Annotated in this window: 13 protein-coding genes; 12 read left to right on the top strand and 1 reads right to left on the bottom strand. The window is 45.4% G+C overall.

What is annotated here, in order from left to right; translation table 11 throughout:
- The first annotated feature begins 1 nt into the window (after position 1).
- The 10 genes from ACAX20_RS11525 to ACAX20_RS11480 all read left to right on the top strand — a co-directional run bounded on the left by ACAX20_RS11525 (position 2) and on the right by ACAX20_RS11480 (position 11,907).
- Positions 2-829, top strand: coding sequence for an ATP-binding cassette domain-containing protein (locus tag ACAX20_RS11525; RefSeq protein ID WP_371186341.1), 828 nt, complete (start codon positions 2-4; stop codon positions 827-829).
- Positions 822-2,678: a bifunctional molybdopterin-guanine dinucleotide biosynthesis adaptor protein MobB/molybdopterin molybdotransferase MoeA gene (locus ACAX20_RS11520; protein WP_371186340.1), complete on the top strand. Its 1,857-nt coding sequence runs from the start codon at positions 822-824 to the stop codon at positions 2,676-2,678. Before ACAX20_RS11525 ends, ACAX20_RS11520 begins: the two co-directional genes overlap by 8 nt.
- 42 nt (positions 2,679-2,720) lie before the next feature.
- Positions 2,721-3,212 (top strand): DUF3305 domain-containing protein, encoded by a 492-nt coding sequence (locus ACAX20_RS11515; RefSeq protein WP_371186339.1) that lies wholly within the window; start codon positions 2,721-2,723, stop codon positions 3,210-3,212.
- Entirely contained in the window at positions 3,157-4,011 is an 855-nt protein-coding gene (locus ACAX20_RS11510) for a DUF3306 domain-containing protein (RefSeq protein WP_371186338.1), read from the top strand. Before ACAX20_RS11515 ends, ACAX20_RS11510 begins: the two co-directional genes overlap by 56 nt.
- Before the next feature lie 533 nt (positions 4,012-4,544).
- Positions 4,545-6,332 (top strand): 4Fe-4S dicluster domain-containing protein, encoded by a 1,788-nt coding sequence (locus ACAX20_RS11505; RefSeq protein ID WP_371186337.1) that lies wholly within the window; start codon positions 4,545-4,547, stop codon positions 6,330-6,332.
- Between the two features lie 8 nt (positions 6,333-6,340).
- Positions 6,341-6,961, top strand: coding sequence for a molecular chaperone (locus ACAX20_RS11500; protein WP_371186336.1), 621 nt, complete (start codon positions 6,341-6,343; stop codon positions 6,959-6,961).
- Between the two features lie 93 nt (positions 6,962-7,054).
- Positions 7,055-7,252 carry a hypothetical protein gene (locus tag ACAX20_RS11495; protein WP_371186335.1) on the top strand — a complete coding sequence of 66 codons (198 nt, stop codon included), beginning with the start codon at positions 7,055-7,057 and terminating at the stop codon, positions 7,250-7,252.
- A 13-nt stretch (positions 7,253-7,265) separates the two neighbouring features.
- Positions 7,266-10,139 (top strand): formate dehydrogenase subunit alpha, encoded by a 2,874-nt coding sequence (locus tag ACAX20_RS11490; protein ID WP_371186334.1) that lies wholly within the window; start codon positions 7,266-7,268, stop codon positions 10,137-10,139.
- 27 nt (positions 10,140-10,166) lie between these two features.
- The gene (gene fdh3B / locus ACAX20_RS11485; protein ID WP_371186333.1) at positions 10,167-10,733 is read left to right on the top strand and encodes a formate dehydrogenase FDH3 subunit beta; all 567 of its coding nucleotides are present in this window, start codon (positions 10,167-10,169) and stop codon (positions 10,731-10,733) included.
- Between the two features lie 103 nt (positions 10,734-10,836).
- Positions 10,837-11,907, top strand: a complete 1,071-nt coding sequence (locus ACAX20_RS11480) for a formate dehydrogenase subunit gamma (RefSeq protein ID WP_371186332.1) — start codon at positions 10,837-10,839, stop codon at positions 11,905-11,907.
- A 214-nt stretch (positions 11,908-12,121) separates the two neighbouring features.
- On the opposite strand, the gene ACAX20_RS11475 is transcribed toward ACAX20_RS11480, so the two are convergent.
- Positions 12,122-12,886 carry an outer membrane protein assembly factor BamD gene (locus ACAX20_RS11475; protein WP_371186331.1) on the bottom strand — a complete coding sequence of 255 codons (765 nt, stop codon included), beginning with the start codon at positions 12,884-12,886 and terminating at the stop codon, positions 12,122-12,124.
- Positions 12,887-13,015: 129 nt separating this feature from the next.
- Here ACAX20_RS11475 and rluD point away from each other — a divergent pair, with 129 nt between their 5' ends.
- Complete coding sequence (gene rluD, locus ACAX20_RS11470) at positions 13,016-13,990, top strand: 23S rRNA pseudouridine(1911/1915/1917) synthase RluD (protein WP_371186330.1); 975 nt, start codon at positions 13,016-13,018, stop codon at positions 13,988-13,990.
- 6 nt (positions 13,991-13,996) lie between these two features.
- Positions 13,997-14,761, top strand: a complete 765-nt coding sequence (gene pgeF / locus ACAX20_RS11465; protein ID WP_371186329.1) for a peptidoglycan editing factor PgeF — start codon at positions 13,997-13,999, stop codon at positions 14,759-14,761.
- Positions 14,762-14,872 lie beyond the last annotated feature (111 nt).

The following is a 14,872-nucleotide window of genomic DNA, read 5'->3' as shown; positions in this document are numbered from 1 at the left end:
GATGCACAAATTAGTGAGTTTCTTTCAAAAAGGGAAGCAAGCTTTACCGAACAGTCAAGCGCCGAAGTCACTAAATACTGGCGATGATCACGTGCGCATTAACGGCAAAAATCTCGTTGTTCATTTTAATGACACCTTATTGTTTAGTATTGAATCTTTATGCTTTGCTCAAGGTGATACGATTTTATTGCAAGGTGAGAACGGCTCGGGCAAAACTACGTTAATGAAGATACTTGCTGGATTAATTCATGCGAATTTAGGCGAACTAAAGGTGCACCACGGGGTGTCAGGTAGGCAAATGTTATCACTAGTAGCGCACAAGAACCGTTTACTTACTTACACCACCTATTTACATCAAGCGCCTTATGTTTACGCAGGCAGTGTTTTAGATAATCTGCAAATCGCTTTGCCGATAACTCATCGTTATCGTAAGGGCTCTCGACAAAAACTGGAGCGAGTGGCGAAAATGGCGGGATTACGGCACTTATTAGCGACGCCGGCAACGCATTTATCGGGTGGGGAGAAACAGCGCTTAGCCCTGGCGCGCGTGTGCCTAGTACAACCGAAATTATTGCTATTGGATGAGCCTACGGCAAATATGGACAGCGCCTCGGTTGAGTTGATGTTATCCATGATTGTTGAATTGCAAAAACAAAACACCGGCTTGATGATCGTAAGCCATCAGCATAATGCTCTGGCAAATTTATGTCATCAACATTGGTTGTTGGCGAATAAACGTTTAACGGTATGTCGTAAACCACAAGAGGTTCCGCTTACTAGCAGCTACGTTGATAATAACCTGACATTGGCGGAGCGCCGCAATGACTGACACCTTTGTTAACCCTTTGCTGATACCTGTGTTTGGCATTTGTGCCTACAGCGGCAGCGGAAAAACAACCTTGCTATGTAAGTTGCTGCCGATATTTAAACAACGTGGTATACGTGTCGCGGTCATCAAGCATGCCCATCATAACTTTGATATCGATAAACCAGAAAAAGACAGCTTTTTGCTACGCCAAGCCGGCGCTCAACAATTACTGATTGCATCCGATAAACGTTACGCGCATATCTATGAAAATGCAGAGCGGCAATCACCAAAGTTGCAGTACTTGCTTAAACGCATTGATGCGACAAGTGCGGATTTGGTATTGGTGGAAGGTTTCAAACACGAATCGTTCGCGAAAATGGAAGTACATCGGCACCGAGTAACATCGTCATTAAGCCAACCGTTTATTCATACTAACGATGAGCATGTGGTGGCGATCGCCTGTTGCCAGCAAACCAAATTAACCAAAGATATCCCCCGTTTTGATATCGATGATATCAATAGGATATGTGAGTTTATCAGCGACTATGTTGGCTTAGAAAAAGCTCAGCAATCTCGCTCCGCTAACTGCGCGGAACTACCTTCTGGCAGTTACGATGTTAACCAAGCAACAGAGCACATCTTAGCTAAAACACCGGTACTCATGGCAACCGAGTCTGTTGCACTTGCTAACAGCAGAAAGCGAGTACTTTCTGCGCCGGTCTATGCAACGATTGATGTACCGCAATACACAAACAGCGCGATGGATGGCTATGCCTTTTCTGCTGACGCTGTGCAAGCGAAGGTGAGTACAGGGGTGACACCTGAAGAACAAACCCGAAGGTTAAAATTACACTTGGTTGGCCAAGTGTTTGCTGGCCAGCATTACTCACAGCCGTTAATCGGCACGCAAGCGGTGCGGATCATGACTGGGGCAAAAATGCCTGCAGGGAGTGATACTGTGATCGCAAAAGAGTTTGCTCAAACAGAAGGCGAGCATATTGTTATTGAACATAACGTCAGTAAAGGTCAAAACGTTCGTCAAGCCGGTGAAGATATCGCCAAAAATAGTCAGGTTTTTCGCTCTGGTAAACGTCTAGGTGCCGCCGAAATGGGCTTACTGGCGTCTCTTGGGCATGCCCAAGTTGATGTTTATCGCTCGGTTCGCGTAGCTATTTTCTCAACGGGCGACGAAGTGTGTGCACCGGGGGAGTCGTTATCAACGGCGTCAATTTATGATGCCAATCGTTTTACGTTAACGGGCTTGTTGCAGCAATTACATTGTCAAATTATCGACTTAGGTATTATTAACGATGATCAAAATAGCTTAGAGCAGGCACTTAGTCATGCGGCACAACAGGCCGACGTTGTGATCAGCTCGGGTGGCGTTTCGGTGGGCGATGCCGATTATATAAAAGCCAGTTTAGAGCGGTTGGGGCGTGTAGAGTTTTGGCGGGTTGCTATGCGCCCTGGGCGACCTTTAGCGTTCGGTTTATTAGATACCAGCGATAAGCCATCGCATTCACCGGCGCTATTCTTTGGTATACCAGGTAACCCTGTTGCCGCAATGATTTGTTTTATGCTGTTTGTGCAACCTGCGATTCGCAAGTTATCAGGAGAGCGTGATTGGCAACAACCTAAGCAAAAAGCGGTTGCGACCACATCGTTGCGCAGTCGTTATGGGCGCGATGAATACCTTCGCGGTTACTACGATTTGAATGAGCATGGACAGCTGCAAGTGACGACAACCGGTCCTCAAGGCTCGGGCATATTATCATCAATGGTGGCGGCGAATTGTTTAATTCATATCCCGGTCAATCAACAACACATCGAGCCTGGTACGCTCGTCGATATTTTGCCGCTTATTGATTGACTATAATTTAGCTATCGCTGATAGATAACAAGGTAAGTTCAAATGCAAACCAAAACGTCAAACTGGCGCCGTACTGACAATGTTTGGCCTATCTATGTGTCGTTGGTTGCAGAGCCGATCACCTTTAATGGTTGGCAAACACCACGTTGGCGCGTTGCTGAGTTTATCAGTGCCGAACAATCTCAACCGGCGCCGAAAAATAGCCATTTAGTGTTTATCGAGCTGTTTCAAGATGAGCGTGCCAGTTATCGCCTTAACTTAGATTTAGACCGCCCGAAGCTGTTCATTGTTTGTGATTTGTTAGCTGATGATAGCTGGCTGCCAACATCGGTCACGCCGGAGCAAAGTATCGCAACCGCTTGCTTAGAGGCTGAAACCCCTGTGTTGAGCATAGATATGCCAGCAGCTATTGCCTGTTGGATCGAGGCGTTTATTAGCCGTCATGGTGAAGTGCCTATCTGTGCGCATCGGCGTAAACATGTTAATCAAAAACAAGAGCAAGCGAGACGCCGTCGGAGTAATGTCAGTGGCTAAGGTGGCATTTTGGCGACGTTGGTTACAGCGAAAATCATCGCTAGCTCATGGTCAACAAGATCATCCGAGCGAACAAACAAGGCAGGCCAACCATGAAATAAAGAATGCAGAGTCGGGGATTGAGCGCAACGATAATCGGCATCCATCCGCTGATGATAAACTAACTGAGCAAAGCGGCAGCGAAGCGTCATCTGCGAAGAATCGTGCTCATGACGTCAGCCATGACATTGATACAAAAAGTAGTGATGATGACAGTTTCGTTGAACTTGCAGGTGAAAATTGTTTTGCTCGATTTGTTGGTCAAGACGTTGACGAAGAGCTGCAGCAGCAGGCTTTACGTCGTCTTTGGCAACAACCGCAATATCAGCTGCTTGATGGTTTAGAGCAGTGCGATCAAGACTTTTCTAATCAGCCTAAATTAAGCTCAGAGGAAGTCGATAAGTTACTAAGTCAAGTATATCAATGTTTACTAGCCGATGACGGCGAAGAGGAAGGTAAAGGCGAAGGTGCAGAGGCTGAGCAACGCGCAGACGAGACGAAATTAGACAATAAACCCGAGACTGAGATAGGACAACATATCATCGCCAATAACCCTATAACCGAACAAGCAATCGAACAAACAATAGAGCAAACCACGGAGCAAACCGATGAACAAACGACATGGTCTGTAGAACAACAGCCATTAGACTATCGGGCACATCAATCTGAGCCGTTATCCGATAATGGCGTGCATCAACAACTTACTCTACAGCAGCGATTGCAAAAGCGTTTGCAAGCCAACGATAGTGATACCGACTAAGGCAAGCATCAGCGGAATACATAGTATGTTAAACAATCAGCTAAATAATCAGCCAAATAATATAGGGTCAGCTGATTCCGGTAACCAAGGGTAAATTTACTCCCCAGCAATAGCGTCGGCATCTGATGGCTGAAAACATAAATCATGCCTCGTGAACGTCAACAAACGCCTCTATTTAGCCAGCCTCATTAGCTTACCTATCACGATCTAAAAACAACGGTTGCCACCGTAATTTAGTGAATTAAGACCGGATTAGCATGACTTTATGCAGCGTCGTATATAGCTGTCTATACTGAGTTTAATGATAATAACCAACGTGCTGTTTTCTCAATATAACAATGGTTTATCGATGGCTTTGCAAGCATGTATCGTCAAATGCGCCTTGCAAAGTTGCTGGTAGAGGTGGGTAGCTTCAAAGAAGGTGCCTTACCCTAAATGCTAGGATTGAGAAAACGGCTTGCTTAGGGAGAGAGACCATCAACGATCAAGAGCCTAAATGTGATTCTCTGAAGGCTGATTCGCAACAGCCTACGTTGCAAAAGTCAAAGTCGCAAGAAACAGAGCAGCCAAAGGCAGAGCAACAAAACACAGTATTTCAACAAGCTAAATATCATGGTGCTAAGCGAGTTGATAGCAGTGCCAACGAGTCTGCCTCTATCGAGCTTAGAGAGCAGCTGTATCAAGCATTCCCTGCAATGGGTAACTTGCTTGCGGGACAAGTGAGTTATCAATCACAAGGGCATGTGTTATTAATAGGCCCTGAAGATCGCTGCCGGCTAGCTTGCCAATATTTAACGGACGCGACGTCGGTGACGATACTTGTTAATCAAACATCAACGCTTGGCGAGCATGATGTGTTAGCGCGAGCAATGCAAGTCAGTCAGGCGGCTGCCGTTTATTATGGGGCGGTGTTGCAGGTAAAAGGACATCTGGGTCACTTTAAGGTTGATACCGAATATCAGCAACAGCGAGTGACATTGCCCGAGTTGGCAACTCAACGCCATTACTTTGATCTGCTCATCGATTTAGCGGATACCGCGGTTGTGGCGCAATCGTTATTGCCGCCGGGCTATTTTTATTATGGCGATGATATGACTGCGGTCCAGCAACTCGGTCAATCTCTAAGTGATTATATAGGTGAATTTGAAAAGCCACGTTATGTCACGGTTGATGCAGATAAATGCGCGCATGCCCGTAATGATCTTATCGGCTGTCGACGTTGTTTGGATGTTTGTGCCGCCGATGCCATATCCTCCCACAATTTCACTATTCATATTGACTCGCACTTGTGTCATGGCAGCGGTGATTGCGCGAGTGTGTGTCCAACCAGCGCTATTGGCTATGATTTTCCTACATCGCTATCACTACAAACTCAATTGCGACAAATCATCAGCCAATATTATCAGCAAGCCAAAGTAAAGCCGCATGTGATTTTTCACGATGGTCGTGTTCACCCAATCGATCTTAAATATTTAGCCCCCCATGTATTGCCTTTTACCGTCGAAGAGATTGGCGCCTGCGCCATAGAGCATTTTTTAGCGGCACTGGCATGGGGAGCGACGAACGTGACAGTTATTTGTCGTGGATCGCAAGATGGCACAGTGTTACAACAACACGTCAATCTAGCCAATAGCTTATTAATGCATATGGGTTATGGCACGTGCGTTGAGATAACAAGCGAAGATGATTTTGGGCAACATGTTGCTGTTCAGTTTGAGCCTCAGGTATCGCAGGACAAAACAGGGCAAGCAACGTCGATAGCCGATGTCGCTATTGCCCGTTTTGAGCCAATGAATAAGCCATTGTTATTTTATGCTGCCATCGATCATCTAAATACATTTGCTAAGCAGTGTCGTGATGTTTTAGCGCTCAGAGGCAATCTAAGCAGCAGTTCATATGGCAAAATTGACGTAAATACATTGGATTGCACTATGTGTATGGCGTGTGTCTCTGCATGTCCTACGTCCGCGTTACAGGCAGATAGCGACCAGCCAATATTACGCTTTAAAGAACAAGCCTGCGTGCAGTGCAGCTTATGCCAACAATCTTGCCCTGAAGATGTGATCAGTCTACACAGTCAGGTTAACTTTGACGCTGAGATGCGCAACAGTGAGGCTGTCCTCAATGAAGATAAACCATTCCATTGCATACGTTGTGGTAGCGCCTTTGCAACAACAACGATGATCGAACGAATGATGCAAACTCTCGCCAGTCATAGCGCCTTCGCTAATAATCCACAACGTTTACAAATGTGCGCGGATTGTCGTGTGGAAGATATGGTCATTGATGTCATCAATGACCCTCAAAAACAATTGAGGTAGGTATGAGTATGAAACAATCGGTTACCAACACCTTCGATAGTGCCCCAGAGTTTCGTCAAGAAGTTTACCGGTTGCTAGCGGCGCTTTATCAAACAGCGCCGAGTGAGGCGATGCTGAGTTTGTTGCAGGAATTACAGATTAACTTAGCTGATGCTGAAAACCCAGAATTAATTGGTGCCTTTGTGACGTTGCAAAAACAGGTGAATAGTGTGGAAAAAGCAGCGCTTGATGAACAGTTTTTTACCTTGTTTGTCGGTTTGTCTGAAGGTGACGTACCACCCTACGCGAGTTGGTATTTGCACGGTCATTTATTTGCTAATTCGCTGTTATTGCTGCGACAACATCTTCAGTCTCTTGGTATTGTTCGTCACAGTGACAACAAAGAACCCGAAGATCATATTACGGCAATTTTGCAAGTGATGGCTATACTTATTGGCACTGAGGGCGAACATCAGCAGCACGCATTCTTTGAGCAACATCTACAACCCTGGTACGGGATGTTTTGTGAACGGTTGATAAAACATCAGCAAAGTCCGTTTTATCAAAGAGTCGGTGAGCTGACTTTCACATTTTTACAGCAAGAACAAAGGCATTTAGCTGGTTGGAGTATCCCGGTAACTGCAAACTGATACACGGTTATAACCGGCTAAATACGATGCTGTTGCTGTGTCTATCTCACGCTTAACCTAGACGTTAACGTGAATTGCGATTTGGACGGTCATATGAAACAAACCAATTTGCAGCACCGACGCCGTGCGATCAAATGCATAGGTATCGCGGGCATTGCCATCCCTTTATCAACAAAACTCACTGCCGTAGAGCAAGCTGAGCCAGCCCAGTCAAAAGCATCAACTAAGGCATCGGGATATCAATTAACTGAGCACATCAAACAATATTATTTGTCGTTGATCGACCAATAACGTGAGGTTGCCAATGAAACTGAGTAAAAAAACGACAAGGCCAACTTCAGCAACAAGTCAAGCAGAATGCGTTGCAGCGGAGCATCAAGGTATTAATCGCCGCCAGTTTCTAAAAACGGCAGGCTTGACCACCTCAGGGGTGATTGGAGCCTCCGTGCTTGGTTCTACCATGGTAAAAAAAGCATCGGCCAGTGAGTACGTTAGCAAAGATGTACCAACACAAATCAAGCGTACCGTATGCAGCTCGTGTGCGGTAGGGTGTGGCATATATGCTGAGGTGCAAAACGGGTTATGGACAGGGCAAGAGCCAGCGTTTGATCATCCCATTTCCCGTGGTAGCCACTGTGCAAAAGGGGCTGCAGAGCGTGAACATGGTATCGGTAAACGCCGAGTAAAATACCCTCTTAAACTCGAGGGCGGTAAGTGGCAACGCATATCGTGGCAACAAGCGTTAACTGAAGTCACTGATAAGATGAAGGCCATTCGTCAAGAGTCTGGTCCTGACTCGGTTTACTTTATGGGAAGCGCCAAGTTCTCTAATGAAAGCGCCTATCTTATGCGTAAGTTTGCCGCCATGTGGGGTACCAATAATGTCGATCACTCGGCTCGTATTTGTCACTCAACAACCGTCGCAGGCGTTGCCAATACTTGGGGCTATGGCGCACAAACCAACACCTTAAATGATTTTCGTAATGCCAAGTCGGTGTTGTTGGTTGGCTCTAACCCAGCCGAAGCGCATCCGATTGCCATGCAACATATTTTGTTAGCAAAAGAGCGTGGCGCAAAAATAGTCGTTGCCGATCCTCGCTATACCCGTACTGCAGTGCATTCACATTTATTTTGTCCTATTCGACCTGGGACAGATATTCCATTTATTTATGGCTTGTTGTGGCATATTTTCGATCAAGGTTGGGAAGATAAGCAATTTATCGAGCAACGGGTTTATGCCATGGATGACATCCGCGCTGAGGTGGCAAACTACGATCCTGACACGGTTAGCAACATCACGGATATAAGCAAAGAAGTGTTGTTTGAAGCGGCGAAAACGATCGCCTTTAACCGCCCGGGCAGCATAGTGTGGTGTATGGGCGGTACCCAGCATCATATTGGTAATTCGAATACCAGAGCCTATTGTATTTTGCAGTTAGCACTTGGCAACGTTGGCGTTAGTGGAAGTGGCGCTAATATATTACGTGGTCACGACAACGTGCAAGGTGCAACGGATGTTGGTGTGCTATTTGACTCACTACCGGGCTATTATGGTTTAACAACGGCTGCGTGGCAGCATTGGAGTCGTGTTTGGGGGCTTGATTATGAGTGGGTTAAAGGCAATTTTGATCAAGGTGAGTACCTTGGTCGTCAACCGATGACTAGCCCCGGTATACCATGCTCTCGTTGGCATGATGGTGTCCTTGAAGAGAAAAAAGATATCGCCCAAGCCGACAAAATTCGTCTCGCGTTTTTTTGGGGGCAATCGATAAATACTGAAACCCGCCAAAATGAAGTCCGTGATGCCTTAGATAAACTTGAAACGGTGGTGGTGGTTGACCCTTATCCGACCATGGCAGCGGTACTGCATAATCGTAGCGATGGGGTTTATATTTTACCAGCATCGACTTGCTATGAATCATATGGCAGTGTCACCAACACCAGTCGGTCTCTGCAATGGCGTGAGCAAGTTATCGAGCCATTATTTGAATCAAAGCCAGATACCGAAATCATGCATTTATTGTCACAACATTTGGGCTTTGAGCAACAATTTACCAAAAATATTCGCAAGACAGAGTCCGGTTTACTGATTGAGGATATTACCCGAGAGTACAACCGTGGCATGTGGACCATAGGCATGTCTGGGCAAAGCCCTGAACGCTTGCAATACCATACGCAACATTGGGGCGAGTTTAGCTTTGAAGATCTGCAAGCAAAATCTGGTGCCGTCAAAGGCGAATATTATGGATTGCCTTGGCCGTGTTGGGGCACACCTGAGCAAAAACACCCTGGTACCGCAATTCTTTACAACACCAGTTTGCATGTAAAACAAGGTGGTTCCAATTTTCGCGCTCGCTTTGGCGTAGAGCACAATGGCAATAACTTGCTCGCGGAGGGCTCTTATTCTCTCGGTTCAGATATTAAAGGTGGTTATCCTGAATTTAGCGCGGATATGCTAAAACAATTGGGTTGGTGGGATGACTTAACCGAGCAAGAGAAGTTGCAAGCCGAAGGTCGTAATTGGAAGACTGATTTATCGGGGGGCATCATTCGCGTAGCGCTTGAACATGGCTGTACACCATACGGTAACGCCAAAGCGCGATGCAATGTATGGACATTTCCTGATCCTATTCCTATTCATCGTGAGCCTCTGTATGCACCGCGTCGAGATCTGGTGAGTAAGTACCCTACTTATGATGATATGCGTGTTCATCGATTACCGACCTTGTATCGCTCGATACAGGAACAAGACTTTACCCAGAAATACCCTCTGCAACTGAGTTCTGGACGTTTGGTTGAATACGAAGGTGGTGGTGAGGAGACTCGCACCAATATTTGGCTTGCTGAATTGCAACAAGAAATGTTTGCTGAAATACATCCTGATGATGCCGCCCAGCGAGGTATTAAAAATTGGGATGATATATGGCTAGAAGGTGCCGAAGGTGGGCGTATAAAAATCAAAGCGATGGTGACGCCTCGTGTACATAAAGGGTTAGTGTGGATGCCATTTCACTTTGCTGGGGTGATGAGCGGTGAGAGCCTTCTTGATAGATACCCTGAAGGCACAGCGCCCTATGTATTAGGCGAGTCGGCCAATACCGCATTAACATATGGCTATGATCCGGTGACACAAATGCAAGAAACCAAGTGCTCGCTATGCCAAGTCGAGAAAGCCTAACTGTGAGAGCCTGAGGAGATAATCGCTATGGCGAAGATGAAATTCTTATGTGATACCGAGCGCTGTATTGAGTGTAATGGCTGTGTCACTGCGTGTAAAAATGAAAATGACAATGCATTAGAGTGGGGCATTCAACGACGACGGGTTGTTACGGTCAATGAAGGCGAGTTAGGCGAAGCATCCATCAGTATTTCATGTATGCATTGCGATGATGCGCCTTGTTTGCAAGTTTGTCCGGCTAAGGTTATTTACAAGACGGACGATGGCATAGTATTACACGATAAAGACGCCTGCATCGGCTGTGGCTACTGTCTTTATGCATGCCCATATGGGGCCCCACAATTTCCACAAAATGGTAATTTTGGCAATCGCGGTAAAATGGATAAATGTACCTTCTGTGCCGGCGGCCCTGAAGAAGATCACAGTCAAGCCGAGCAAGAAAAATACGGAGCGAACCGGATAGCCGAAGGTAAATTACCGTTATGCGCTGAAATGTGCGCAACAAAGGCATTATTAGCAGGCGACACCAAGGTTATCGGTGGTATTTTTGAGCAACGTGTTACGTTACGCACGGCAAATAAATCGAGCCAATGATCAAACCAATGAATGATAGAGCTAAGATAGTGGAGTGAATATGAAACCTATAAGCCAGACTAGCGGATATGTCGTAGGCTGTGTATTGATATTCGCATTATTCATGTTAACAAATATGATTTCGGTGAATGCCAAACCTAATAATGATCCTGAGACTAGCGACATTAAATCACCTCCTTATGTGCTATTAGCCGTCGCCCAAACAGAATCTCAAACGGGGCAAAGCTCCCCACAACCAGATCCTATGTTAACGCCAATATCACCACAAATACGCGCAGTGTTAGAAAGTACAGGGGTGAGTGAAGTACAAGATTGGCAGCATATTGGTGATCAACAGCGGGGCTTTACCGTCTCACAGAGTAAGTTTCATCCGCAAACCATCAACCCATATAACTTAAATATGTTGGCATTGCGCAGCGACTATCTGGTACCTGGATTTTTGTTGGCTACATTGGGGATGATAGTCGTCTTTACGTTATTTACCGTGATCAATGGCAGTTCTAAAATACAAGGCGGTTTCAGTGGCAAGACCATGAAACGCTGGTCTGGTTTCGATGTATTTATTCATTGGCTTTGTGCATTGCCGTGTTTGTTATTGATTATATCGGGAGCCATTTTGTTGGTGGGTAAATATGTCATCGAACCCAATATTGGCAGCAGTTGGGCGGCGATAATTTACTACGCGAAAGCATCTCACGATCTTATGGTTTACCCCTTTATGCTAGGATGGTTATTAATCTGTGTGAAGTGGTTGAAAAATAACATCCCATCGCGAGCAGACTTTAGTTGGTTTAAAGCCGGTGGTGGCTATTTTAACATCGGGCCTCTGAAAAACCGTCATCCTGATTCGGGGTTTTTAAATGCAGGTGAAAAAATTTGGTATTGGACGTTGGCGCTAGCGGGTGTCTTTGTCGTGATATCCGGCTTGATGCTAATGTTCCCAGAAAGTTTGTCTGTTAGCAGAACCGCAAGTTTAATCGCGTTATTAATTCATGCGAGCTCAGCGATGTTTATTGCCGCATTCGCGATTGTCCATATCTTTATGGCAACCATCTTGGCTCCGGGCACGCTGTCGGCAATGACCACTGGCTATGTTGATCATAACTGGGCGAAACAGCATCATAACCTTTGGTTTAATGACGTCACGGGCACTAAGTCGCAAGCCAAGCATTGAACGATAAATTGTTTGGTTATGGCTCGCCTAAGATGCAATAAATGGTGGGGAATTTAGGGTAGAAGAAAACATCGTTCACCGCAATATATTCACTCGCGTCATTAATGAGTTTTTGGCAAACAAGTAAACAGAAAAAAGCCGGTAAGCATGGTTATGCTTACCGGCTTTTTTACTATGCAATTTTTATGTCAATGCCGTGTGTTTTAGTCTGCGACTACAAGCCTTTAACAGTTGCGTTATTCGGGTAGTTTAGCGCCAATACTTGGCGGGCATTATTTTCAAGCTCGGTTAAGCCTAAATGACGATACGCCTCGACCATGATCACGAGAGCCTGTTCAACTTGAGGGCTATCAGCAAAGTATTCGACGACATAACGGCCGCGATTTGCCGCCGCGGCATAGGCTTTGCGTTTCATCATAAATCGTGCTGCCGCTAATTCGTAGTCGGCTAAGCGACTTTTTATGGCAACCATACGTTGCTGAGAATCTGCTGCGTACTTACTGTTAGGGTACTGCGTTAAAATGGTACGAAAATCATTGAAGGCTGCACGCGCATGGCTTGGATCACGATCGCTACGATCAATGCCTACCAGCTCTTGAAATAAGTTACCTTCTTCCGATAGATGAATTAAGCCACGCATGTAGTAGACATAATCAATATCTTTATGATTTGGGTTCAAGCGTAAAAAGCGATCAGCTAATGCCATGCCTTGTGCCGCATCGCCCGATTTGTAATAGGCGTATAATAGGTCAAGCTGTACTTGATGCGATATGGGGCCAAATGGGTAACGAGAATCAATCGCCGATAAAATTGGTATCGCTTTTTGATATAAACCATTATCTAAGGCGTCACGCGCATCTTGATATAATGCTTGTGCGGATTTCTCAGGGACTTTTTTTATGTCTTCAGGTGATGAAGTGCAGCCAGTAACTCCCATAAGCAGTGAAAAGGCGGCAATTTTTAATGTAAACTTGTTCATAGTATTTGAATATATTCTGCAAAAATAGTTATGAAAGCCGGCACCGTTACGGGTAAAATAGCTTTACTTGTTATTATTCAGGCATTCTAACCTAGCTTTTGTGGTTTGCACAAACGTAAAGAGACATTAATGAGCGAAATTATTGAACACCAACAACTTGCCCCTTCTTCATGTTTAGGCAAACGTCTAGATCAAACCTTAGCGATAATGTTCCCTGAATATTCTCGCTCCCGCTTAAAAGAGTGGATCTTAAACGGTAACGTTAAAGTCAACGGTCATGTGATTACCAAAGCTAGAGATAAAATGCTTGGCGGCGAATCTATAGAGCTTAGTGCTGTTATCGAGCCAGAAGTTCATTATCAAGCACAAAAAATTGATTTAAATATTGTTTATGAAGATGACGATATCTTAGTGATCAATAAACCGGCAGGTTTAGTGGTACACCCAGGGGCTGGTAATCCAGATGGTACAGTATTAAATGCTTTATTGCATCATTGTCCCGAGCTTGAGTTATTGCCACGTGCTGGTATTGTTCATCGCCTTGATAAAGACACGACTGGTTTAATGGTGGTGGCAAAGAGTATTGCCGCCCAAACGGGGCTGGTGGAAGCGCTACAAGCGAGAGAAATCACCCGTGAATACGAGGCGGTTGCTAATGGTATTATGACCGCAGGTGGCACCGTTGATGAGCCTATTGGTCGCCATCCAAGTAAACGGACACACATGGCGGTAACCATGTCAGGGCGTCCGTCCGTCACCCATTATCGAGTGATGGAAAAGTATCGCAATCATACCCGTTTGCGTTTACGCCTTGAAACCGGTCGTACCCATCAAATCAGGGTACATATGGCACACATTGCCCACCCGTTGGTTGGTGATCCTGTGTACGGAGGTCGTCCTCGACCACCAAAAGGTGCTAGCGAAGAGTTATTAACTTTGTTGCGTAGCTTTAAGCGCCAAGCATTGCATGCAACCATGTTGTCTTTGTACCACCCTGTGACCGGTGAGTTAATGCAGTGGCATGCGCCAGTGCCTGACGATATGGTACAGCTGTGTGAAGCACTAAAACAGGACTTTAAATTAAAGGCTGTCGAAGAGTATTAAGCGATAATGATGTTTGTTGATGTTGACTGGCCCCTTGCCAATACCGTTACAGCGTTCACTACAACGCGCCAAGGTGGCTATTCAATATCGCCATACCATGAGTTTAACCTAGGCACTCATGTCGGTGACGATTACACAAGAGTCTTAAAAAATCGCTCTATTTTGGTAAATAAAGTATCACAAAAGCCCATAGCTTGGTTAAATCAAGTACATGGTAATGACGTTGCCGTTATTGATAGCCAATTATTAACTAGTCTTGATGCGATTAATGATCAGAGCATGTCACATATTACCGCTGATGCGGCTTTTACTCGTGAAAAACATGTTGCTTTAGCAATCCTGACCGCCGATTGCTTACCTATTTTAATCGCCGACCGTCAAGGGCTGCAGCTCGCAGCTATCCACGGTGGTTGGCGACCGCTTGCCAGTGGTATCATCAAAAATACCTTAGCACATTTTAGCGCACCTAGAGAGCAGTTGTTTGCTTGGTTAGGTCCGTGTATTGGCGAGCATGCCTTTGAAGTGGGAGGCGATGTCTTACAGGCTTTTACGGCGCTGTCACCCGAACTTGAGGTCTGCTTTAAGGCCAAAAGAAACGATAAGTACCTAGCGAACTTACACGAGATTGCGCGATATTTATTAAAACAGCAAGGTATCGAGCAAATATTTACCCAACCAGATTGTACCTACCGTAATCCAGAACATTATTTTTCATATCGTCGGGATACTATCACCGGGCGAATGGCTACCGTCATTACGGCTCGTTGCTAAGACCATTTCTTAACACCACGCGTTAACATAGCTCATCACGGGCAGTTACTTAGTCACAATTGCGAAACGCACTAAATTTTTTTAACACGTTAACTTGAAATTAAACAACTA

The organism is Thalassotalea sp. Sam97, assembly GCF_041379765.1.
In the GTDB taxonomy this organism is placed as follows: Bacteria; Pseudomonadota; Gammaproteobacteria; order Enterobacterales; family Alteromonadaceae; genus Thalassotalea_A; species Thalassotalea_A maritima.
This window is presented reverse-complemented; position numbering and strand designations above follow the sequence as displayed.